Source organism: Micrococcus luteus (assembly GCF_022664405.1).
Taxonomy (GTDB): domain Bacteria; phylum Actinomycetota; class Actinomycetes; order Actinomycetales; family Micrococcaceae; genus Micrococcus; species Micrococcus luteus.
The window spans coordinates 46,977-68,035 of the sequence record NZ_JAKRLB010000005.1 but is presented as its reverse complement, the minus strand read 5'-3'; the positions used below and the strand labels follow the sequence as shown (position 1 = coordinate 68,035).

General features: G+C 74.8%; 21 protein-coding genes. 4 read left to right on the top strand and 17 right to left on the bottom strand.

All coding sequences use genetic code 11. From position 1 onward, the window contains the following. Positions 1–10 precede the first annotated feature (10 nt). From MF605_RS03475 to MF605_RS03420, 11 genes are all read right to left on the bottom strand, one after another. Positions 11–865, bottom strand: a complete 855-nt coding sequence (locus MF605_RS03475) for a hypothetical protein (RefSeq protein ID WP_178329097.1) — start codon at positions 863–865, stop codon at positions 11–13. Further along, positions 855–3,113: a bifunctional copper resistance protein CopD/cytochrome c oxidase assembly protein gene (locus tag MF605_RS03470; protein ID WP_044658530.1), complete on the bottom strand. Its 2,259-nt coding sequence runs from the start codon at positions 3,111–3,113 to the stop codon at positions 855–857. Before MF605_RS03470 ends, MF605_RS03475 begins: the two co-directional genes overlap by 11 nt. A gap of 73 nt (positions 3,114–3,186) precedes the next feature. Next, a complete protein-coding gene (locus MF605_RS03465; RefSeq protein ID WP_095694942.1) occupies positions 3,187–4,599 on the bottom strand; it encodes a Dyp-type peroxidase in 1,413 nt (470 codons plus the stop codon). Continuing rightward, complete coding sequence (locus tag MF605_RS11975; protein WP_044658838.1) at positions 4,586–5,215, bottom strand: copper chaperone PCu(A)C; 630 nt, start codon at positions 5,213–5,215, stop codon at positions 4,586–4,588. The genes MF605_RS03465 and MF605_RS11975 overlap by 14 nt, the downstream gene beginning before the upstream one ends. 103 nt (positions 5,216–5,318) lie before the next feature. After that, a complete protein-coding gene (locus tag MF605_RS03450) occupies positions 5,319–6,002 on the bottom strand; it encodes a copper resistance CopC family protein (RefSeq protein ID WP_044658837.1) in 684 nt (227 codons plus the stop codon). Positions 6,003–6,112: 110 nt separating this feature from the next. Continuing rightward, positions 6,113–6,808: a hypothetical protein gene (locus MF605_RS11970; protein WP_134415862.1), complete on the bottom strand. Its 696-nt coding sequence runs from the start codon at positions 6,806–6,808 to the stop codon at positions 6,113–6,115. 157 nt (positions 6,809–6,965) lie between these two features. Then, positions 6,966–7,247: an HU family DNA-binding protein gene (locus MF605_RS03440; RefSeq protein ID WP_002858339.1), complete on the bottom strand. Its 282-nt coding sequence runs from the start codon at positions 7,245–7,247 to the stop codon at positions 6,966–6,968. Positions 7,248–7,476: 229 nt separating this feature from the next. Continuing rightward, positions 7,477–7,782: a 30S ribosomal protein S14 gene (rpsN, locus tag MF605_RS03435; protein WP_002858338.1), complete on the bottom strand. Its 306-nt coding sequence runs from the start codon at positions 7,780–7,782 to the stop codon at positions 7,477–7,479. A 1-nt stretch (position 7,783) separates the two neighbouring features. Next, a complete protein-coding gene (gene rpmG / locus MF605_RS03430) occupies positions 7,784–7,951 on the bottom strand; it encodes a 50S ribosomal protein L33 (RefSeq protein ID WP_002858336.1) in 168 nt (55 codons plus the stop codon). Between the two features lies 1 nt (position 7,952). Next, the gene (rpmB, locus tag MF605_RS03425; RefSeq protein WP_002858335.1) at positions 7,953–8,189 is read right to left on the bottom strand and encodes a 50S ribosomal protein L28; all 237 of its coding nucleotides are present in this window, start codon (positions 8,187–8,189) and stop codon (positions 7,953–7,955) included. A 468-nt stretch (positions 8,190–8,657) separates the two neighbouring features. Beyond that, positions 8,658–9,413, bottom strand: a complete 756-nt coding sequence (locus tag MF605_RS03420; RefSeq protein ID WP_134415864.1) for a VIT1/CCC1 transporter family protein — start codon at positions 9,411–9,413, stop codon at positions 8,658–8,660. 168 nt (positions 9,414–9,581) lie between these two features. Between MF605_RS03420 and MF605_RS03415 the strand changes: the two genes are divergently transcribed. Together MF605_RS03415 and MF605_RS03410 are read left to right on the top strand one after the other, a co-directional pair. Beyond that, a complete protein-coding gene (locus MF605_RS03415) occupies positions 9,582–10,865 on the top strand; it encodes an NRAMP family divalent metal transporter (RefSeq protein ID WP_041104497.1) in 1,284 nt (427 codons plus the stop codon). Next, entirely contained in the window at positions 10,858–11,670 is an 813-nt protein-coding gene (locus MF605_RS03410; RefSeq protein WP_095694947.1) for a putative hydro-lyase, read from the top strand. Before MF605_RS03415 ends, MF605_RS03410 begins: the two co-directional genes overlap by 8 nt. 22 nt (positions 11,671–11,692) lie before the next feature. Here MF605_RS03410 and MF605_RS03405 read toward each other — a convergent pair whose 3' ends face one another. The 5 genes from MF605_RS03405 to MF605_RS03385 form a co-directional block, all read right to left on the bottom strand. After that, positions 11,693–12,400: a GntR family transcriptional regulator gene (locus MF605_RS03405; RefSeq protein WP_134415866.1), complete on the bottom strand. Its 708-nt coding sequence runs from the start codon at positions 12,398–12,400 to the stop codon at positions 11,693–11,695. Further along, entirely contained in the window at positions 12,397–14,172 is a 1,776-nt protein-coding gene (locus tag MF605_RS03400) for an acetyl/propionyl/methylcrotonyl-CoA carboxylase subunit alpha (protein WP_095694949.1), read from the bottom strand. The genes MF605_RS03405 and MF605_RS03400 overlap by 4 nt, the downstream gene beginning before the upstream one ends. Then, the gene (locus MF605_RS03395) at positions 14,169–15,929 is read right to left on the bottom strand and encodes a 5-oxoprolinase subunit B/C family protein (RefSeq protein WP_134415868.1); all 1,761 of its coding nucleotides are present in this window, start codon (positions 15,927–15,929) and stop codon (positions 14,169–14,171) included. Before MF605_RS03395 ends, MF605_RS03400 begins: the two co-directional genes overlap by 4 nt. Continuing rightward, positions 15,926–16,693 carry a LamB/YcsF family protein gene (locus MF605_RS03390; RefSeq protein ID WP_134415870.1) on the bottom strand — a complete coding sequence of 256 codons (768 nt, stop codon included), beginning with the start codon at positions 16,691–16,693 and terminating at the stop codon, positions 15,926–15,928. Before MF605_RS03390 ends, MF605_RS03395 begins: the two co-directional genes overlap by 4 nt. A gap of 200 nt (positions 16,694–16,893) precedes the next feature. Continuing rightward, the gene (locus MF605_RS03385; RefSeq protein ID WP_134415872.1) at positions 16,894–18,045 is read right to left on the bottom strand and encodes a glutathione S-transferase family protein; all 1,152 of its coding nucleotides are present in this window, start codon (positions 18,043–18,045) and stop codon (positions 16,894–16,896) included. 12 nt (positions 18,046–18,057) lie between these two features. Here MF605_RS03385 and MF605_RS03380 point away from each other — a divergent pair, with 12 nt between their 5' ends. Next, a complete protein-coding gene (locus MF605_RS03380) occupies positions 18,058–18,873 on the top strand; it encodes an MBL fold metallo-hydrolase (RefSeq protein ID WP_134415874.1) in 816 nt (271 codons plus the stop codon). A gap of 72 nt (positions 18,874–18,945) precedes the next feature. Continuing rightward, positions 18,946–19,392: a universal stress protein gene (locus MF605_RS03375; protein ID WP_242821240.1), complete on the top strand. Its 447-nt coding sequence runs from the start codon at positions 18,946–18,948 to the stop codon at positions 19,390–19,392. 16 nt (positions 19,393–19,408) lie between these two features. Here the strand turns inward: MF605_RS03375 and MF605_RS03370 are convergent, their stop codons facing one another. Beyond that, positions 19,409–20,986: a mechanosensitive ion channel family protein gene (locus tag MF605_RS03370; protein ID WP_242821239.1), complete on the bottom strand. Its 1,578-nt coding sequence runs from the start codon at positions 20,984–20,986 to the stop codon at positions 19,409–19,411. Between the last annotated feature and the right edge of the window lie 73 nt (positions 20,987–21,059).

Here is a 21,059-nt window from a genome sequence, read left to right as displayed (position 1 = left end):
CGGGTCCGGCTCAGTCGGCGGCCAGGGCGGCGGCCAGCATCTCCTCGGCGATGAGGGTGAACTCCTTGCGCCCGGCCTCGGGCCGGCCCACGAAGGAGACCATCACCACGGCGTCGGAGGTGACGGCGGTGAGCACCTGGGCCGTGAGCTGGGGCTCGGACTCCGAGGCCACGGTCCGCTCCCACACGAGGGCGGACTGCGCCGGCGTGCCGTCGGACAGCGGCGCGTCGGAGACCTCGAGGCGGTAGTCGACGGTCGCGTCCCCCTCCTGCACGGTCATGGTCATCTCGCGGCAGTCGGCGCGCAGGGCGTTGACGGTCTGGATGTGGCGCTCGACGTCCTGGCGGCCCTGGCCCGTGAGCCGGGCGACCTCCACGGTGCCCGTGCCCGTGAAGGTGTCGGCGCCGACGTCCACGCGCGTGGCCTCGGCCTCGTCGAGGGCGATCGGGGAGAAGTCCAGGGCGGTCAGCGGCGCCTTGCACTGCGCCGGCTGCACGGTGGTCCGGTCCGCGTCCGCGCGCCGGTCCCGGGAGTCCTCGCGGGCCGCGTCGATCTCCTCCGCCGTGGCGGCCCGCTGCCGGACGAAGCCGAACGTGGCCGCACGCTCGGCCGCGGCCTGCGCCATGCGCTCGTCCTGACGGTCGCCCAGGCCGAGCCCCTCCGGGGCCGCCGACTCCGTGGGCGCCGCGGTGCCGGCGTCGCCGTGGACTCCGTCCGCGGGCGCGGACGCGGCGGCCGGATCGCCGTCCCCGGCCCTGCAGCCCGTCAGGGCCAGCAGGCCGGCGGCGACGGCGGCCGCGAGGCGCAGCCGACCACGCCGGGGCGCGGCCGGGCGGCCGAGGGGAGGGAGGAGGTCAGCGGACATCACGGGCCTCCTCGGGGCCGGTGGAGGAGTCACGGGCCACGGGCTCGGCGCCGCTCGGGGCGTCGGTGACCGGGGTGCCGTGCATGCGGGCGTACATCTCGTTCCAGCGGCGCAGCTCCGCGTCGCCGTCGCGGTCGGCCTGCCGGTCCAGCCGGACCGCGTTCTTGCGGTCGCTGCGATACCAGAGCACGGCCACCATCACCGCCATCATCACGGTGGGGAACTCGCCGATGCCCCACATCACCGCGCCGCCGATGCGCTGGTCCTCGAGGGCGGTGGGGCCCCAGTCGCGGCCCATGTTGCCGAACCAGGACGCCTGCATCAGGCCGGTGGAGGAGGTCATGGCGACGCCGATGAAGGCGTGGAAGATCATCGTGGCCATCAGCAGCACGAGCCGCAGGGCGTACGGGGGCCGGCGCGGCAGCGGATCCGAGCCGATCATGACCAGGGCGAACAGGAACCCGGTCAGCAGGAAGTGGACGTTCATGAACTCGTGGCCCACGTGGGTCTCCAGCGAGAACCGGAAGAAGTCCGTGTAGTAGAACACCAGGATCGAGCCGGCGAAGTTGACCCCCGCCACGATCGGGTTCGTGATGAACCGCCCCCACGGGGAGTGCACGATCCACAGGATCCACTCGCGCGGGCCGCGCGTCCCGTCCGTGCGGGACGGCAGGGCCCGCAGCGCCAGGGTGATCGGCGCGCCCAGGACGAGGAAGACGGGGCTGAGCATCGTCAGCGTCATGTGGCCCACCATGTGCGCGCTGAACAGGACGCGGCCGTACACGGCCGGGGACCCGGAGGTCGCCCACAGCAGCACGGCCAGGCCCGCGAGCCACGCGACGGTGCGCAGCACGGGCCAGCGGTCGCCGCGGCGGCGCAGCTGCCACACGGAGCGCAGGTACCAGAGGGTCAGGAACGCGATGATCGCGACCCACAGCCAGTCGAACCGCCACATCGTGATCCACCGGGCGCCCTCGAGGGCCGGCGGCAGCTCGTAGCCGGTGAGGATGCGGGCCGGGGAGGCGTCCGGCGCGAGCTCCTCCGGCACGGGCGGGGCCGTCCGGGAGAGCACGGAGGAGACGCCCATGACGGCGCCCATGATCACGGCCTCCACGGCGATGAGCTGCCACAGCAGGCGACGCGCGGGGGCGGGGCTGGGACGGTCCGGGCCGGCGTCGAGGCGGGGGATCACCCACCGGCGGTGCAGCAGGCCGATCAGGCCGAGGCCCAGGGCCGCCAGGAACTTGGCCGACACGAGGATGCCGTAGGGGCTCAGCAGCTGGGCCGGATCGTCCATGCGGATCGACGCGTTGACCACGCCGGACAGCGCCACCGTGACCAGGCCCAGCCCGGCGAGCACGGAGTAGCGGGTCAGGACCGTGTGCAGCAGGGGCGCCGGGCCCTGCCGGCGCAGGCTGCGGCCCCGCCCCTGCGCCCCGTTGGGCCCCACGAGGGTGTCCGAGATCGCGACGAGCACGAGCAGTCCGCCCACCCACACGACGACGCCGAGCAGGTGCAGGCCGATCGAGTTCACGGCGCCGGTGTGGTCGTCACCGCCCGCCGCGTGCCCGATCAGGGCCAGGGGCACGAGGGCGAGCATCGCCAGGATGCCGGTCCAGAACAGGCCGTTGTGGGAGCGGACGGCGATCGCCAACGTGGTCACGACGGCGGCGATCACGGTGACCCAGAACCACGCCTGGCCCACCGAGATGCCGACCACGTAGGCCGCCAGGCCGTCCGTGAAGCCCTGCCCCGCAGTGACGGGGATGCCGGCGAGATCCGAGTAGGACAGCACGCCGACGGCCAGCGCGGCCACCGTCCACACGCCGGCGCTGACGGCGGCGATCCGCATCACGCGGGTGAACGCGGGGTGCTCGGGCAGCGGTGCGGCGTCCGCGTCCTCGCGCCGCTGCCGGGCGGAGCGGTGCCACCGTTCCGTGCCCGCCGCGTGCGGCGGCAGGACCCCGGCCGCGAAGATCAGCGCCGCGATGGTCAGGGACATCGCCAGGTTGGAGACGAGCTCCCCCACGGGCACGCCCCAGCGGGTGATCCACCCCGGGTCGGAGAGCTGGCGTGCGGCGGTGACCCCGGTCAGCCAGCCGGCGGCGGCGAGGCCGGCGGCTCCCGCGGCGGCCACGAGCACCCAGATCCACCGGGGCACACCGACCGGCCCCGACGGACCGGGGCGGGCGGCGTCGTCGTTCTCGGCGGGGTGGCTGCCCCGGGCGGGGGCGGTGGCGGCGGACATGGGGTCCATCCTCTCAAAGCGTGCGGACGCCCGGCGACGACGGGAGCGGCCCCGCCGTCGTCGGGCCCCTGGGTCAGGCGAACAGGGCGTCGCCCACGAACCCGCCCTCGGCGCAGCCGGGCGGGATCGCGAAGACCGCCGAGCCGACGGGCACGGTCCACAGGTTCAGGTGGTCCGACTCGGCGAGCCGGGCCTGGACGGGGACGAACTGTCGGTCCACGTCCGCCTGGTAGGCGGCGAAGATCAGGCCGGAGCCCGCCTCCAGCGCCCCGCGCGGGTCGTCGTAGTTGTAGCTGCGACGCAGCATCCCGTACTCGGGCTCCTCCCCGCGGGCCCGCCGCAGGTGCGCGATGTCCGAGATGACCGGGAAGCCCGTGGGGCCGACGGCGTCGAAGTCCGGCTCGTCGTGCTCCTGCTCCCCCGTGAGGGGGGCGCCGGTGCCGAGGCGACGGCCGATGACCTTCTCCTTGGCCGGGCGGTCGAGCTCGTCCCACGTGTCCATGAGCATCTCGATGCGCCGGATCACCACGGACGTGCCGTCCGCGATCCACGGGGTGACGCCCACCTGCTCGGCGCCCACGCCCCACACCACGCGATCGAGGTGCGGGGTGTCCGCGGCCGGGTTGCCGGTGCCGTCCACCTGCCCGAAGAGGTTGCGCATGGTGGTGCCGGTGGGGTGGGCGCCGCGGGCGGAGCGGAAGCCCTCCTGCACCCAGCGCTCGGTGGCGAACGGCCGGGCCGCCTTGAGGAGCATGCGCCGGGCGTGGGCCACGGACATCCGGTCGTCGCCGCAGATCTGCAGCAGGAGGTCGCCGTCGCTGAACGCGGGGTCCAGGCGGTCGATCTGCTCGAACGCCGGCAGCGGGCGCAGCCAGGCCGGGGCCCGGTCCGGGGCCACGCGGCGGACGAGCTCCGGGCCGAAGCCGAACGTCACGGTGAGCCGCGCGGGGGCGGCGGCGAGCTCCGGCTCGGTGTCGGCGATCGTGGCGCGGCCCTGGGTCAGGCGCGCCGCGTCGTCGGTGAGCAGGCGCAGCATCCGCTCGATGCGCACCCGGTCCGCGTCCTCGCGCAGGTCGAGGGCGAGGAAGACGGCGTGGGCCTGGGCGGGGGTGTCGACGCCGGCCTGGCGCGGCCCGTGGAACGGCACGGTGTCCGTGCCCACGGGCGAGCTGACGGCCACCCGGGCGGCCTGGCCGCCGGGCTCGGCCCAGCCGGCCCGGCCGACGTCGCCCTCGATGCCGGTGTCGCCCATGACCTCGGACGGCGAGGCCCCCGCCCCGGGCGCGGTAGACGCGCCCGGGGCGGTCGAGGCCGACGCGTGGCCGGCGCCATAGCCGAGTGCCGTGCCCAGCAGGCCGCCGCCCACCGCGCCCGCCCCGAGGAGCAGGCCGCGGCGGGAGGGGCCCCCCGGGGCCGGGCGGGCGCCCTCGCGCCCGCCCGACCCGTGGTGGTCGTCCGGCCGGCCGGCGGGGTCAGTGGTCGGCATGGTCCTCCGATTCGTGGGACTCGCCACCGTGGTACGACTCGTTGGCGCCGGTGAAGGGCCGGACCACGGAGGTGACCTCGAGGGTGGAGCCGTCCTCCAGCTCGAGGTCGTAGGTCACGTCCTCACCCGGCTCGATCGGGTCGGTCAGGCCCAGGAACATCACGTGGTTGCCGCCCGGGGCGAGCTCGAAGCTCCCTCCGGCGGGCACGGTGAAGCCGTCGGGGCTCCGCTGCATCACCATCTGGCCGTCCTCGCCGGAGACCATCTCGTGGAGCTCGACCGTCTCACCCAGCTCCGAGCGGACGCCGACGACGTGCAGGTCCTGGTCCGAGGAGTTCTCGAGCATGCCGAAGGAGCCGGTCATGCCCTCCTCGGTGGCCTTCGTCCAGGGGTCGGTGATCGTGAGGCCGGCGGCCTGGCCGTCCGCGGTGGACGCGGCCGACGAGGAATCCGAGGCCGGGGCGGCGCCCGTGGCCGGCGCGACGCTCGAGGCATCCGACGCGCTCGGGGCGGAGCCGGCCTCGTCTCCGGCGCAGGCCGTCAGGCCGAGGGCGGCAACGGCGAGCACGGCGGCGGCGCCGAGGCGGCGAGGGGCGCGGGGGGAGGAGGTGGTCATGTCTGTGGGGTTCCTTGTCAGGCGGGCGCGCGACGACGCGCGGGGCGTGCGGGCGCGCGAGGGCGGGGCCGGTCCCCTCGTGGGGCCGGCCGGGGGTCAGAGGTCAGCGGCCGTCGTCGAGGTGGCCGAGCGCGCGGGCGCGGCGGCCCATAAGGAGGAAGGCCACCACGAGCACGGCCAGGCCGGCGATGCCGGCGACCCACACCCAGGCGGGCAGCGCGTCGGAGTCCGCGGGCTGCGCGGCGTCGGAGGCGTCCGCCTGCGCGGTCGCCTCGGCCGAGACGGCGTCGCCCTGGCCTGCCGCGGCCTCCGGGGAGGCGGCGATCGAGGCCCCGGAGACGGCGGAGCCGCAGCCCTGGGGCGCGGTGCCGGCGGCCGGTGCGGCCGGGTCGTCCACCGCGAAGTCGAACGAGCGCTCCTCGGAGTGCCCGTCCGAGTAGACGACGCGGTAGGCGACCTCGTAGTCGCCGTTGGGCAGCCCCTCGCACAGCGGCGCGGAGAAGGTGGGGCCGTCCACGGTGCCGGCGGCGGACTGCCACTGGTTGCGGTCGGCGTCGCGGACCTGCAGGAGGTTCTGGATGCCCTCGCCGTCGATCAGGTCGCCGCTGAAGGTCAGCGAGACCTCCGACGGCGCCGTCGTGACGGTCTCGTCGACCGCGGGGGCGGTGCGGATGAGCTCGTCGTGTGCGGCCGCGGGGGCGGCCCCGGCGACGACGAGGGCGGGCAGCAGGGCGAGTCCGGCGGCGGCGCGAGCGGCGCGGCGGACAGGGGTGGTCTGGTGATGCATGGTGGTGTCCTCACGGGTCTGCCGCGGTCCCGGACGGGAGTCGCGGGCGGACCGTTCCGAAGGGTCGTCGGGCGCGGTCGGGCCTCGAGACGCGGACGGAGCCGGCGTCCTCAGGCCGCGAGGGCGAACGGCGGGCCGCGCCGCCCCGGAGAGCTGAGGAGGGCGAGGGACGTCGCCGGCCGGAGCACCGGCGGGACGGGGACACGGAGGCGGGCCGGCGTCGGCAGGGGGCCGTGCGTGGCCGGCGGCGGGCAGACGGCGGCCACCACGCGTTCGGCGATGGTGAGCACGAGGGCCTCACCGCGCCGCAGCACCAGCACGGTGAGGACCGCGGCGATCACGTGGGCCGCGAGCATGCGCAGATCGGTCAGGTGGCCGGTGGGGGCGCCGGACAGGGCCTCCCCCGGCGCCAGGAGGGCCCCGGCGCCGGGGCGGGCGTGGCCGAGGTGGGCGGGGTCGACGCCGGCGGCCGGCGCCACGGCGTGGCCGCCGGCGGCGAGCCCGTAGAGCACGTGGAACAGCCCCTGGGCGATCGCGACGGCGGCGGCGGTGCGCCACAGCGAGAGGGCGCGGCCCGCCAGGGCGGTGCAGAGCGGGGCGGCGAGGACGGCCGCGAAGGCGACGACGCCGACCTCGGGGAACCCGTGGCCGGGCTCGGCGGCGGTGTGGAACAGCGCGGCCAGGGCGGTCATCGCCAGGGCCCCGGCCCAGCCCCGGGCCAGACGGGCCGGTCCCCGCACGACGCGCGGACGGGCGTCCTCGAGGCTGGACGGGGCCCAGGGAGCGGCGGCGACGGCGCTGCGCATGCCACGACTCCTCTCCTGACGGCCCCGGTCCACGTCGGCCGGACGATCGTCCGCCCATCCTACGCGGCCGGGGACGACGACGGGCGCCCCACCCGAGGGTGGGACGCCCGTCCTGCGGCGTACGGCGTGGGTCCGGGGACGCCCGCCGCGGCCGGGATCACTCGGAGGCGGCGGCCTTGAGCTTGGAGCCGGCGGTCACCTTCACGGAGTGGCCGGCCGGGATGGTGATCTCCTCGCCGGTGCGCGGGTTGCGGCCGGTGCGCTCCTTGCGCTCGGTGCGCTCCACGGCCAGCCAGCCCGGGATCGAGACCTTCTCGCCCTTCTTGACCTGGGCGGTGAACACCTCGAAGAGGGCGTCCAGCACATCGCTGACGGCGGCCTGGGTGTTGCCGGAGCGCTCGGCGACGGCGGCGACGAGTTCCTTGCGGTTCATGGCCATGGGTCCTCCCTATGGGACGTCGGTTACGGTTCCCGGGCCGTTCGGACCGGGCTGCCAGTTGTGAACGTACCATCTCTCCGCGGGCGAATCGCCCCCTGAACCGCGAGAATCCGCGATTTCCCGTGACCTGGGTGGCCCTGATCCCCGAGGCACGACGACGGCGGCGCCCCTCCTCAGGAGGGACGCCGCCGTCGCGGTGGTGCCGAGCGCCCGGAGACCGGGCCTCAGGTCACCAGGAGGACTTGGTCACGCCGGGCAGCTCGCCACGGTGCGCCATGTCGCGGAAGCGCACGCGGGAGATGCCGAAGCGCTGGAAGGTGCCGCGGGGGCGACCGTCGATGGCGTCGCGGTTGCGCACGCGGACCGGGGAGGCGTCGCGGGGCAGCTTCTGCAGGCCCAGACGGGCGGCCTCGCGGGCCTCGTCCGACGCGTTCGGGTCCACGAGGGTCTTGCGCAGCTCGAGACGCTTCTCGGCGTAACGGGCCACGATGGCCTTGCGCTGCTCGTTCTTGGCGATCTTGGACTTCTTGGCCATCTCAGCGCTCCTCTCGGAAGTCGACGTGCTTGCGGACCACCGGGTCGTACTTCTTCAGGGTGATGCGGTCCGGGTTGTTCCGGCGGTTCTTGCGGGTCACGTAGGTGAACCCGGTGCCGGCGGTGGACTTCAGCTTGATGATCGGACGAACGTCCTTGTCCTTGGCCATGTCAGAGCTTCACTCCCTTCGCGATCAGGTCCGCCACGACGGCGTCGATACCGCGCACGTCGATGGTCTTGATGCCCTTGGCGGACAGCGTCAGGGTGACGTTGCGGCGCAGGGAGGGGACCCAGTAGGTCTTCTTCTGGATGTTCGGGTCGAACCGGCGCTTGGTGCGACGGTGCGAGTGGGAGATGCTGTGGCCGAATCCCGGCCCAGCCCCGGTTACCTGGCAGTGAGCTGCCATGATCACTCCTCGTGGCAAGTAGTAGTAAAAGGACGGGCGGAACCCGCATGGCGGCGAGCCGCGGACCTGTCCGCGGACACCTGTTGTGAGCCCCGCCCCGGGTGTGGACACCGCACTCTTACTGCGACTTCTCGAAAAGGGGGACCAGGCTGGGTGAGAGCCAACCGAAGTTCCTTATGGGATCGCTGGTGTGGACGGTGAGCCCCGGTCCGCCCTGAGGACGTCCCGGGATCCGGTCTGCGGGAGCGCGTTGCTTTTCCGACCCGCCGTCCGCCCGGTCACCTGACCGATGGAACGACGAGAACAACGCGGCGTGCGCCGTCCCACCTTACGCGAACCGTGGGCGTCGCTTCAACTCGACGGGGGGCGCCTGTGGTATGCGCACGGTCCTCGGCCCCCGGGGCCGCTCCGCTGGCCACGGCTCGGCGCGGCCACGGGCGCCGGGCCGGCCCACCCCTCCGGCGCGGATCAGGCGACCGACGCCCCCAGCAGCGAGCCCACCGCGAAGGTCAGGCCGAGCGCCAGGGCGCCGCCGAGGACGACGCGCACGGCCGCCCGCAGCGCGGGCGCGTCGCCGAGCCGGGCCCCGACCCAGCCGGTGACGGCGAGGGCCACGAGGGTGACGCCGAACGTGAACGGGACGCGGAGGCCCACCGGCGCCAGGACGACCGTCAGGAAGGGCAGCAGCGCGCCCACGAGGAACGCGAGGAAGGACGCTCCGGCGGCGGCCCACGGGCTGACGACGTCCTCCTCCGCCATGCCCAGCTCCATGCGCAGATGCGCGGCGAGCGCGTCCTTCTCGGTGAGCTCCCGCGCGGCGGCCTCGGCCGTGGCCCGGCTCAGGCCGTCCGCCTCGTAGAGCTGCACGAGCTCCTCCAGCTCGCCCTCGGGATCCTCCTCGAGCTCACGGCGCTCCTTGGCGATCAGCGACTTCTGCGAGTCGGAGGACGAGGAGACGGACACGTACTCGCCCAGCGCCATGGAGAAGGCGCCGCCGACCACGGCGGCGGCGCCGGCCAGCAGGATCGGGGTGAGCGCCGTCGTCGCGCCGGCGACACCGACGACGGTGGCGGCGACGGACACGATGCCGTCGTTGGCGCCGAGCACACCCGCGCGGAGCCAGTTGAGGCGGGCATGCACGCCGCCGGCGGCGTGCGGCTCGTCGGGACCGCCCGGCGGGAGGTGATCGGACAGGGGCGAGGACTGTTCAGACGTGTGCGACATGTCTCCATGGTCGCGGCGCGGGGCGGGGCGCGCCAGGCAGGTGAGGCGTTCCTTCGGACGGGGACGCCACGGCACCCGGTCTCGCTGTTGCCAGGATTGTTCAACAACAGCTACCGTCTCCCCAGCGCCTCGTGACGCCCGTCACCTCGCCTGGCGCCCTCGACGAAGGTGACCACCGTGTCCCACGCAGACATCCCCCACGCCGGACCGGACGGCTCGACCCCCTCGGGCACCGCACCGAAGACCGACTCCCGTGCCGCGAGCGCCACCCGGCGCACCGCCCTGCTCGGCGCCATGTTCCTCATGGCCACCTCGGCCATCGGCCCCGGCTTCATCACGCAGACCGCCACGTTCACCGTCCGGATGGGCGCCGCGTTCGCGTTCGCCATCCTGGTCTCCATCCTCATCGACATCGCCGTCCAGATGAACGTGTGGCGCGTCATCGGCGTCTCCGGCATGCGCGCCCAGGAGCTGGCGAACCGCGTCCTGCCCGGCCTCGGCTGGGTCCTCGCCGCGCTCGTGTTCCTCGGCGGCATGGTCTTCAACATCGGCAACATCGCCGGCACCGGCCTCGGCGCGAACGCCATGCTCGGCGTCGACCCCCTGATCGGTGGCGGCGTCTCCGCGCTCATCGCGCTGTTGATCTTCCTCTCCAAGCGCGCCGGCGTGGCCCTGGACCGGATCGTGGTGGCGCTCGGCGCCGTCATGATCCTGCTGATGCTGTACGTGGCCATCACCTCCGCCCCGCCCGTGGGCGAGGCCCTGCGCCAGTCCGTGATGCCGGAGGAGGTCGACTTCTTCGTGATCGTCACCCTCGTGGGCGGCACCATCGGCGGCTACATCACCTACGCGGGCGCCCACCGCATGATCGACTCCGGAGTGAAGGGCGTGGACGACGTCCAGGACATCACCCGCAGCTCCGTGGCCTCGATCCTCGTGACCGGCCTGATGCGCGCCCTCCTGTTCCTGGCGATCCTCGGCGTCGTCGCCTCGGGGGCGGTGCTGTCCAAGGACAACCTGGCCGCCTCCGCCTTCCAGGCCGCCGCCGGCGACATCGGCCTGCGCATGTTCGGCATCGTCCTGTGGGCCGCCGCCGTCACCTCCGTGATCGGTGCGTCGTACACCTCGATCAGCTTCGTCACCCGCTCCACCACCAGCGCCCGCACCCGCAACCTGCTGACGGTCGCCTTCATCGTGGTCTGCACCGCCCTCTACCTGGCGCTGCGCCAGGCACCGCAGACGCTGCTCGTGTTCGCCGGCGCGTTCAACGGCATGATCCTGCCGGTCGGCTTCGCCGCCCTCCTGTACGTGGCCTGGCGCCGCCGCGACCTGCTGCACGGCTACCGCTACCCCGGGTGGCTGCTCGTGATCGGCGCGCTCGCGTGGATCGTCTCCGTGTTCATCGCGGTGCGCGGGTTCATCCCCATGGTCGAGATGATCACCGGTGCCTGAGATGACCACGACGACGCCGCTGCCGCCGCTGGACGGCGCCACGACCCCCGCGCAGGCCCGCGAGCGCTTCCGCGCGGGGCTCGTGCGGCCGACCTCGGGGATCGCCGACGGCTACGCGCAGGCGAACCTCGTCTCGATCCCGCAGGACCACGCCTACGACGTCCTGCTCTTCGCCCAGCGCAACCCCCAGGCCGTGCCGCTGCTCGGCGTCTTCGAGGCCGGCGAGGTCAACGGCCCCGCGCTGGACGGCGACGTCCGCACGGACGTGCCGCAGTACGTGGTGTACCGCGACGGCGTCGAGACGGACCGCCCCACGGATCTGCTCGACGTGTGGCGGGACGACCTCGTGACGTTCGTGATCGGCTGCTCGTTCACCTTCGAGTCCGCCCTGGTGGCCGAGGGCATCCGGATGGCCCACCAGGACGCCGGCGTGAACGTGCCGATGTACCGCACCACGCGGCGTTGCGCCTCGGCGGGCCGCCTCTCGGGCCCGCTCGTGGTCTCGATGCGCCCCATCCCCGCCGACCGCGTGGCCGACGCCGTGCGCATCACCTCCCGCTACCCCGCGGTGCACGGCGCGCCCGTGCACGTGGGCGACCCGGCCGGCCTCGGGATCACGGACCTGGCGGCACCGGACTTCGGCGACGCCGTCGAGGTCCCGCAGGGCCACCTGCCCGTGTTCTGGGCGTGCGGGGTGACGCCGCAGGCGGCGATCATGGAGTCCCGCCCGCCGCTGGCCATCACGCACGCGCCCGGGCACATGCTCATCACGGACCTGCCGGACCGGATGTTCCAGGTCCCGTGACCGTCGGGGCCCGGGGAGGCGGTCAGTCCCCCACGGCGGCGAGGTGCGCCAGGACGAACTGCTCCGCCTCGTCCAGGTAGTCGCCGAACACGGCGTGCACCGCGGGCAGGTCGCCGGCCAGCAGCCGCTCCACGATCCACCGGTTGCGGTCCGCGAACTGCACGTGCAGGCGCGTCTGCTCGTCCATGGGATGGAACGCCAGGCGCACGCGGGCCTGCACCGACGCCATGAGCCGCGTGAGCTCGGGGGCGCCGGCCAGGTCCACGATGCCGACGTGGACGCGATGGTTGGCGTCACCCAGGACCCGCGCGGGGGTGTCCGGGCCGCCCGAGAGCAGGTCCCGGGCACAGCGCAGCTGGCGCGCCGCGCCGGGGGTGAGCTCACCGTGTTCGAGGGCGCCGAGCTGGATCACCCGACGCGTGCGGTACAGCCCACGCACGTCCTCCGGACCCGGCGCCGCCACGAACACCCCGCGGTGCGGCCGGCGCTCCACGAGGCCCTCCGAGGCCAGCATGGTGAACGCCTCGCGCAGGCTGTTGCGGCTGACCTGGAGCTCGGCGGCCAGCGCCACCTCTCCCAGTCGCTCCCCCGGCACGAGCCCGGCCGCCGCGATCCGCTGCCGCAGCTGTGCGGCCGCGGCCACGGGAGCCGGAGCCGGGGCGGACTCGCCGCCGCCGACGCCGGGCGCGAGGCCTTCCCCGGTGACACCGCCGCGCGCCGGCACCCTCACGCCCCCAGCCGGGCGATCGCCTGGCCGCGCGTCACCGAGGCCGGGGTCTCGGCCACGAGGAGCTGGATCCGGCCCGCACGCGGGGCACGGATCGGCGTCTCCATCTTCATCGCCTCGACGATCGCGACCGTGTCACCCTCGACCACCTCGGCGCCGTCCTCGACCTTCCACGAGGCCAGGGTGCCGGTGACCGGCGAGGCCACGGCGCCGTCGTCGTCGGGCTTCCCGGCGCCGGCAGCGCCGGCCGGGGCCGCGGCACCCGCGCCGCCGCCTCCGAGGAGGGCCGCGTAGAGATCGGCGGGCAGGCCCAGGCGCACGGCGCGGCCGTCCAGCTCCACGGTGACGGAGGTGCGGCCGCCCGCGGGCACCTCGGCGCCCAGGTAGGGGGACTCGGCCAGCGGCTCGGCGAACTCGGACTCGATCCACGTGGTGTAGACGCCGAGGCGGTCCCCCGAGGTGAAGGCGTCCTGCTCGAGCACGGCGCGGTGGAACGGCACCACGGTGGGCACGCCGTCGATGCGCAGCTCGGCCAGGGCGTCGCGGGCGCGGGCGACGGCCTGGGCGCGGTCCTCGCCCCACACGATGAGCTTGGCGAGCAGGGAGTCGTACTCCCCCGGCACCACGGAGCCGGTGCGGACGCCCGAGTCCATGCGGACCCCGGGGCCGGTGGGGGCCTCGAACGCGTCGATCGGGCCGGGCACGGGCAGGAAGCCGTACGCCGGGTCCTCGGCGTTGAGTCGGAACTCGAGGGCGTGGCCGCGCGGGGTCGGGTCCTCGGGGATGCTCAGCGGCTCGCCGGCGGCGATGCGGAACTGCTCGCGCACCAGGTCCACGCCGAAGACCTCCTCGGTCACGGGGTGCTCCACCTGCAGGCGGGTGTTGACCTCCAGGAAGCTGATGAGGCCGTCCGGGGCCACGAGGTACTCGACCGTGCCGGCCCCGGTGTACCCGGCGGCGCGGCAGATCTCGCGGGCGGAGGTGTGGATGCGCTCGCGCTGCTCGTCCGTGAGGAACGGCGCCGGGGCCTCCTCCACGAGCTTCTGGTTGCGGCGCTGCAGGGAGCAGTCGCGGGTGCCGAGCACGGCCACGTGGCCGTGCTCGTCGGCGAGGACCTGGGCCTCCACGTGGCGGGGGCGGTCCAGGAAGCGCTCCACGAAGCACTCGCCGCGGCCGAACGCGGCCACGGCCTCGCGGACGGTCGCCTCGAACGCGTCCTCGACGTCGCCGAGCTCACGCACCACGCGGATGCCGCGGCCGCCGCCGCCGAAGGCCGCCTTGATGGCGATCGGCAGGCCGTGCTCCTCGGCGAACGCGCGCGCGGCGGCGGCGTCCGGCACGGGGCCGTCCGAGCCCGGCACGAGCGGGGCGCCCGCCTGCTGGGCGAGGGAGCGGGCGGTGATCTTGTCGCCGAGGGCGCGGATGGCGTCCGGCGACGGGCCGATCCAGGTCATCCCGGCGTCGATCACGGCCTGCGCGAAGTCGGCGTTCTCGGAGAGGAAGCCGTAGCCCGGGTGCACGGCGTCGGCGCCGGCGCGGCGGGCGGCGTCGAGGACCGCGTCGATCTTCAGGTAGGTGTCCGCCGAGGACGCGCCCGGCAGGTGGAAGGCCTCGTCCGCGACGGCCACGTGCAGGGCGTCGGCGTCCGGATCCGAGTAGACGGCGATCGAGGCGATGCCGTGGTCGCGGGCGGCGCGGGCCACGCGCACAGCGATCTCGCCGCGGTTGGCGATGAGCACCCGCGTGACGGGGCGGGCGGCGGGGGTGGTGGTCATGCGGGGGTCTCCTCGGAGGGCGATGCGGAGTCGACGACGGTCTCGGCGCCGGGGCGGGGATGGGGGACGAAGCGGACGCGGGCGCCCGGCGGCAGCTGGGCCGCCAGGCTGAGGTCCGCGCGGGCCACGACGCCGATCACCGGGTAGCCGCCGGTGACCGGATGGTCGGAGAGGAACAGGACGGGCTCACCCGAGGGCGGCACCTGCAGCGCGCCGCGCACGGCGCCCTCGGACTTCAGCTCGCCCTCCCGCACGCGCTCGAGCGGCGCGCCGTCGTCGGGGGCCGTGAGGCGCACCCCGATCCGGTCGGTCTGCTGGCTCACGTCCCAGTCCTGCGTGAACAGGCGCTCCAGGCCCGCCTCGCCGAACCAGTCGTCGCGGGGGCCGGGGACCACGCGCAGCACGGCCACCTGGCCGGGCGCGGGCATGGGGCGCAGCGAGGTCTCCGGGTCCCCCACCGTCGCGACGCCGGCCTCCGCCGAGGCGGGGGCGCCGGCGGCGGTCGGGCTCGCGGCGGAGGCGCCGGCGGCGCCCCTCGCATCCGGGCCGACGCGGCGGGCGAGGCGGTCCCCCGCCGTCAGCGGGGCGGGGCCGAGCCCGGACAGGGTGTCGATCGAGCGGCTGCCGAGCACGGGCGGCACGTCGATCCCGCCCCGGAGGCCCACGTACACGCGCAGGCCGCCGACCGGCTCGTCCACCGTCAGCGTCTGGCCGTCCAGCACGACGAACGGCGTGCGGGCGGGCACCCGGCGCGTGGCGCCGTCGGCCGCGGTGATCGTCCCGCCGGCCTCGGCGCCGGCCAGGGCCATCACCTGGTGGCCGTGCGCGGTGAGGGTGAGGCCGCCCAGGACGGTCTCCAGCACCGCCTCGCGTGAGCGGTTGCCCACGAGCCGGTTCGCCTGGCGTGCCGCGTCCCGATCGGCCGCGCCGGACGCGACGACGCCGAGGTCGCCCAGGCCCGGGCGGCCCAGGTCCTGGACCAGGGTCAGGAGCCCCGGGTCCACGACGGTGACGCCGCGGCGGCCGGCCACGGACGGGAGGCCGGCCGCGGCGTCGGCGGGCGGGGTGGCGTCGACCGCCGCGTCCGTGCCGGAGGTGACGGACGCCGTCGGGCGCACGGGGACGTAGCGGACACGGTCGCCGGGCTGCAGCAGGGCGGGCTGCTCGCGGCCGAGGTCCCACAGGGCCGCGGTGGTGTGCCCGAGCAGCTGCCAGCCGCCGGGCGAGGTGCGCGGGTAGACGGCGGAGAAGGCCCCGGCGACGGCGACGGCGCCCGCGGGGACGGCCGTGCGGGGCGAGCTGCGGCGGGGCGCCTCGAACGGGGCCGCTTCGGAGGCGCAGTACATGAACCCCGGCGCGAAGCCGCCGAACGCGGCGAACCAGTCGGCCTCGCTGTGGGCCCGGATGACGCCGTCGACGCCGAGCCCGGTGAGCCGGCCGACCTCGGCGAGGTCTTCGCCGTCGTAGACCACGGGGATCTCGACGATCCGACCCCCCGTCACCTCACCGGCGTCGGGGGTGAGAGTGCTGACCCGCGGTGCGGCGTGCTCGGCGGCGGCCTGCGAGGTGAAGGTCACCAGGACGGTCGCGGCGGCGGCCATGACCTGGCGCTGGCCGCGCTCCGGGTGGGCCGTGAGGTGGGCGTGGACGGCCATGACGTCCTCGAGTGAGGCGCACTCGACGAGGAAGCCCTGCGTGCCGACCCAGCGGATCGCGCGGGCCGGCGGTGTGGCGGCGGGGTGACGTGGGGCGCTCATGCGAAGGCCCTGATGGACACGCCCGCGCCCTCGAGCGCGCGGCGCACGGCCGCGGCCATGGCCACGGCGCCGGGCGTGTCGCCGTGCAGGCAGATGCTCTCGGCGTCGACGCGCACGTCCGTGCCGTCCACCGCTGCGACGACGCCCTCGGTGGCCAGGCGCACCATGCGGGCGGCGACGGCGTCCTCGTCGTGGAGGACCGCGCCGGGCTCGCGGCGGGAGACCAGCGTGCCGTCCGGGTTGTAGCCGCGGTCAGCGAAGGCCTCGGCGACGCCGCGCAGCCCCGCGGCGGCGGCCTTGTCCAGGGCGACGGAGCCGGGCAGGAGCAGCAGCGGGAGGTCGGAGCCGAACGCCTTGACGCCGTCGACGACGGCCTGGGCGTGCGCCTCGTGACGGACGATCGTGTTGTAGAGGGCGCCGTGCGGCTTCACGTGACGGACCTGGCCGCCGGCCGCGCGGGCGAGCGCGTCGAGGGCGCCGATCTGGTAGAGGACGTCGTCGGCCAGCTCGGTGGGCGTGCAGTCCAGGAAGCGGCGGCCGAAGCCGGCGAGGTCGCGGTAGCCCACGTGCGCGCCGATCGTGACGCCGGCGGCGACCGCGTCACGGCAGGTCCGCGCGATCCCCGAGGGATCGCCCGCGTGGAAGCCGCACGCGACGTTGGCGGAGGAGACGGAGGGCATGATGGCGGCGTCGTCCCCCATCGTCCACGAGCCGAAGGACTCGCCGACGTCGGAGTTCAGGTCGATCTGCGGCGCGTGAGACACAGTGCAGTCCTCTCGGATCGGGCCCGGCTGAGGTGCCGGTCACACAATCTTGAGGCATGAGGGGGGATTGTTCAACAATCCTCGGCGCGTCCTGCTGGCGCTCACCCGCACCACATGCCAACGCGGGTTGAGTTGTCGCGGGTGTCCCAGCCCGGGACCCGCGACAACTCAACCCGCGTTGCGGACCGGGCCGGGCGACCTCACCGCAGCGGCGTGTGCTCCGGGTCCACGCGCTCGTCCTCGCGCACGGGCCCGGGTGCGGTGCCGCCGCCCCACGGGTCCCCGCCGAACGCCTCACGCCCGTGCTCGCTCAGCCAGCTCGCCAGCTCCGGGCCCGCGGGCACGATGCCCGTCGGGTTGATGTCCTCGTGGACCACGTAGTAGTGCTCCTTGATCTGCGCGAAGTCGATCGTGTCGCCGAAGCCCGGGGTCTGGAACAGGTCGCGCGCGTAGCCCCACAGCGCCGGCATCTCGGTCAGCTTGTTCCGGTTGCACTTGAAGTGCCCGTGGTACACGGGGTCGAACCGCACCAGCGTGGTGAACAGCCGCACGTCGGCCTCGGTGATCCGCTCCCCCATCAGGAAGCGGCGCGTCGTCAGACGCTCCTCGAGCCAGTCCATCGCGGTCCACAGCCGCTCGTACGCGGCGTCGTACGCCTCCTGGGACCCCGCGAAGCCGCACCGGTACACGCCGTTGTTCACCTCGGTGAACACGCGCTCGATCACCTCGAACATCTCGTCCCGCTCCGGCCCGGCGTCGGGGATCAGCTGCGGGGCGCCGTCGCGGTGGAACGCGGTCCACTCCGTCGAGAGGTCGAGGGTGATCTGCGGGTAGTCGTTGGTCACGACGCCGCCCGTCGGCACGTCCACGATCGCCGGCACCGTGATGCCCCGCGGGTAGTCGGGGAATCGCGTGAGGTAGTTCTCCTGGATCCGCTCGGTGCCGAGCACGGGGTCCTTCCCGCCGGCGTCGAGGTCGAAGGTCCAGGAGCGCTCGTCGTGGGTCGGCCCCGGGGTGCCCAGCGAGATCGCGTCCTCCAGGCCGAGCAGGCGACGCACGATGATCGTCCGGTTCGCCCACGGGCATGCCCGCGCCGCCACGAGCCGGTAGCGGCCCGCCTCGACGGGCCACGCCTCGGCCCCCTCGGTGAGCCCGCCGCCCACGCGGCCGACCGTGGACGGCTCGGCCACGGGCAGGGCCCGCACGGCCTCCGGGTCCGCCACGATCCGGTCCGCGATGTAGTTCGTGTCCCGCGTGAACTCCGCCCCGGACTGCACGTAGTTGCCCTTGAGGCCCGCGCGCGTGTCGATGGTGCCGCGGTCCGCGGCCTGGCCGGTCTGCTGGTTCTCCATACACTCGAGCCTATGACGACGACCACCGCCACGCCCGGCTCCACGCCCGCCCCGCTGGTGCGCTGCGTGACCGCCCAGAACCCCTCCCCGATGACCCTCGCGGGCACCAACACGTACGTGGTCGCCGCACCGGACTCGGATGCGGCCGTCGTGGTGGACCCGGGTCCGGAGGACGACGTCGCCGCGCACCTCGAGCGCGTCCGCGCGGCGGCCGAGGGGCGCCGGATCGCGCTCATCCTGGTGACGCACCGGCACGCCGACCACACCGGCGGGGTGGACGCGTTCCACGCGGCCACGGGCGCCCCCGTGCGCGCCGCGGACCCGGACTGGTGCCGGGGCGGAGCCGCCGTCCTGACGCCGGACGAGCGGATCGACGTCGCCGGCACCCCGGTGCTGGCGTGGCACACCCCGGGCCACACCTCGGACTCCTACTCGTTCGCCGTCCCGGACGCGGGCGCGCACGGCGCGGTCCTCACGGGCGACACCATCCTCGGCTCGGGCACCACCATGCTCGACCACCCGGACGGCACCCTCACCGACTACCTGGCCAGCCTGCGCCGCCTCGAGGCGGCGGGCCCGCTCACGGTGCTGCCCGCGCACGGGCCCGTGCCGGAGCCGCTCGACGTCGTCGCCCGCGACTACCGGCACCACCGCGAGGGCCGCCTGGAGCAGATCCGCGCCGCCCTGGCCGCGCTGCCCGAGACCGAGGCGGCGACGATCACGCCCGAGGACCTGGCCCCGCGCATCTACCCCGGCCTCACCGGCACCGTGGCCCGCGTGGCCGTCCAGACGGTGGCCGCGCACCTGCGCCACCTGCGCGAGGACTGAGCCCCTCCGCCGCGGGCCCGGCCCGCACTACGCTGACCTCAGACCCGTCCCTCGACCCCGCGGAGGCACCCCATGACCATCCTCGTCGGCTACGCCCCCTCGAAGGCCGCGGACGCCGCTCTGGACACCGCCCTGGACATCGCCCGCTCCACCGGCGAGCACGTGGTGGTGGTCAATGCGGGCCCCGGCGGCGAGCACCGCACCAAGTCCCTCGTCACGGAGGAGCAGCAGCGCGGCGTGCAGGCCCGGTTGGACGCCTCCGGCGTGACGGCCGAGTTCCGCCAGTACGCGCGCGGCCGGTCCACGGTGGAGGAGATGAAGGACGTGGCCGCGGAGCTGGACCCGTCCATCGTGGTCATCGGCGTGCGCCGCCGCGGCGGCTTCGGCCGGTTCGTCATGGGATCGGTCTCGGACGAGCTGCTGCAGGAGATCGATCAGCCCGTGCTGTGCGTGAAGGAGTACCGGCAGTACGGGGACCACACGCCCGTCGATCCCGGGGACCCGACGCGCGAGCGCTGAGCGCTCCCGCCGGGCCTCAGTCCTCGTCGTCCTGACGGCGGCGCGTGACGGCGTCGTCGAGGAGGCCGTCCACGTGGGAGCCGGCGCCGCTGCGCCGCCCGGCCTCGTCCGCCGCCGCGGCCTCCGCCGCCTGCTTGGCCTGCTGGGCGCGCCGCTCGGCGAACGCCTCCTCGCCCGGGCCGGCGAGTTCGCGGTTGCGCTGCACCGCCGTCATCGAGCCGGTGTACAGGCCGGAGTGGTCGCCCACGCGGGTCAGCGGTGTGGTGAGGGTGTCCGGGCGCGGATCGGCGCCGTCGACGCGCGGCAGCGGCGCGGTGCGCGGACGCGGCTCGCGGGTCGCCACCCCGGAGCCGTCCGGGCCCGGCTCGCCCGTCGGGTCGCCACTGCGGGCCCCCGCGTCGGAGCCCTCGGAGGCGGGGGCCGCGTCGTCGTGGGCGGGGTGCCGGTCCACGATGCGCTGCACCACGATGCCCTCGGGGTGCTCGTGACGCAGGAAGGCCACGAGGTCCTCGCGCACGAGGCAGCGCAGGTCCCAGAGGTCGCCGGAGTTGCGGGCGGAGACCACGGCGCGGATGCGCACGACGCCGCCGGTCGCGTCGGTCACCTGCAGCGCGTGCTCGCGCCCGTCCCACAGGTCCGTGGACTCGAGCAGCTGGGTGAGTCGTGCGCGCAGCGCGTCCATGGGCACGCGCCAGTCCACGTCCAGCTCCACGACGCCGGAGACCTCGGCGCCCACCCGCGTCCAGTTCTCGAACGGCTGGGTGGTGAAGTGCGAGGACGGGTAGACCATGCGGCGGCCGTCCCAGAGCTTGAGCACCACGTTGGACAGGGTGATCTCCTCGACGGTGCCGAACACGCCCTCCATGTCCACCACGTCGCCCACCCGGATCGCGTCCGTGAAGGCGAGCTGGAATCCGGCGAACACGTTGGTCAGCGTGGACTGCACGGCCAGGCCGGCGATCACCGAGATCACACCGGCGGAGGCGAGCAGGCCGGCCCCGAGCGAGCGCACCTCGGGCACCCCCAGCAGGACCACGGCGACGGCCACCACCACGATCACCGCGTTGAGGATGCGCCGGATCAGGATGGTCTGCGTGCGGATGCGTCGCTCGCGGCGGTGCTCGACGCCGGTCTCCTGGTAGCGGCCGAGGATCCCCTCCTCGATCACGCCGACCAGGCGCCACCCAGCCCACGCGCCCGCCGCGGCCACGGCGATGAGCATCAGGAACGACGCCGGCCGGTACCAGGTCTGCTCCTCGGCCATGACCCCGAGCCAGATCCGGGAGGCCAGCAGGCCGGCGGCGACGGCGGCCGGCAGGCTCAGCCGCGCGGCGCCGTGCTGGAACGCGGGGCGGCGCACGAGCACGACGCGTGCCACCTGCAGGGCCAGGTACACGACCGCCGCGCCGATCGCGAACGCCATCAGCACGGTCAGCAGCGTCCCCCATTCCACGCCGAAGGCCCGGGTGGTGGCGGCCGCCCCGTCCTGGATGTCCCCCTCCACCCCGGACGGCACGGTCTCGCCCGCCAGGAGGCGGTCCAGGGCGGCCAGCAGGGGCGGGGTCGCGAGGGCGGGCAGCGCGGGGAAGACCATGACGACAGTCTGACACCCACCCCCGGACGCACCCCGGAGAAGAGCACAATGGAGCCTGACCGTCCGCGCGGTC

Bases quoted from the DNA above. Each gene is read 5' to 3' on its own strand.
- MF605_RS11975 (WP_044658838.1), bottom strand. From the start codon at position 5,215: ATGACCACCTCCTCCCCCCGCGCCCCTCGCCGCCTCGGCGCCGCCGCC.
- MF605_RS03475 (WP_178329097.1), bottom strand. From the start codon at position 865: ATGTCCGCTGACCTCCTCCCTCCCCTCGGCCGCCCGGCCGCGCCCCGG.
- rpsN (WP_002858338.1), bottom strand. From the start codon at position 7,782: ATGGCCAAGAAGTCCAAGATCGCCAAGAACGAGCAGCGCAAGGCCATC.
- MF605_RS03420 (WP_134415864.1), bottom strand. From the start codon at position 9,413: ATGTCGCACACGTCTGAACAGTCCTCGCCCCTGTCCGATCACCTCCCG.
- MF605_RS03385 (WP_134415872.1), bottom strand. From the start codon at position 18,045: ATGGAGAACCAGCAGACCGGCCAGGCCGCGGACCGCGGCACCATCGAC.
- MF605_RS03450 (WP_044658837.1), bottom strand. From the start codon at position 6,002: ATGCATCACCAGACCACCCCTGTCCGCCGCGCCGCTCGCGCCGCCGCC.
- MF605_RS03440 (WP_002858339.1), bottom strand. From the start codon at position 7,247: ATGGCCATGAACCGCAAGGAACTCGTCGCCGCCGTCGCCGAGCGCTCC.
- MF605_RS03370 (WP_242821239.1), bottom strand. From the start codon at position 20,986: ATGGTCTTCCCCGCGCTGCCCGCCCTCGCGACCCCGCCCCTGCTGGCC.
- MF605_RS03470 (WP_044658530.1), bottom strand. From the start codon at position 3,113: ATGTCCGCCGCCACCGCCCCCGCCCGGGGCAGCCACCCCGCCGAGAAC.
- MF605_RS03375 (WP_242821240.1), top strand. From the start codon at position 18,946: ATGACCATCCTCGTCGGCTACGCCCCCTCGAAGGCCGCGGACGCCGCT.
- MF605_RS03395 (WP_134415868.1), bottom strand. From the start codon at position 15,929: ATGAGCGCCCCACGTCACCCCGCCGCCACACCGCCGGCCCGCGCGATC.
- rpmB (WP_002858335.1), bottom strand. From the start codon at position 8,189: ATGGCAGCTCACTGCCAGGTAACCGGGGCTGGGCCGGGATTCGGCCAC.
- MF605_RS11970 (WP_134415862.1), bottom strand. From the start codon at position 6,808: ATGCGCAGCGCCGTCGCCGCCGCTCCCTGGGCCCCGTCCAGCCTCGAG.
- MF605_RS03380 (WP_134415874.1), top strand. From the start codon at position 18,058: ATGACGACGACCACCGCCACGCCCGGCTCCACGCCCGCCCCGCTGGTG.
- rpmG (WP_002858336.1), bottom strand. From the start codon at position 7,951: ATGGCCAAGGACAAGGACGTTCGTCCGATCATCAAGCTGAAGTCCACC.
- MF605_RS03400 (WP_095694949.1), bottom strand. From the start codon at position 14,172: ATGACCACCACCCCCGCCGCCCGCCCCGTCACGCGGGTGCTCATCGCC.
- MF605_RS03465 (WP_095694942.1), bottom strand. From the start codon at position 4,599: ATGCCGACCACTGACCCCGCCGGCCGGCCGGACGACCACCACGGGTCG.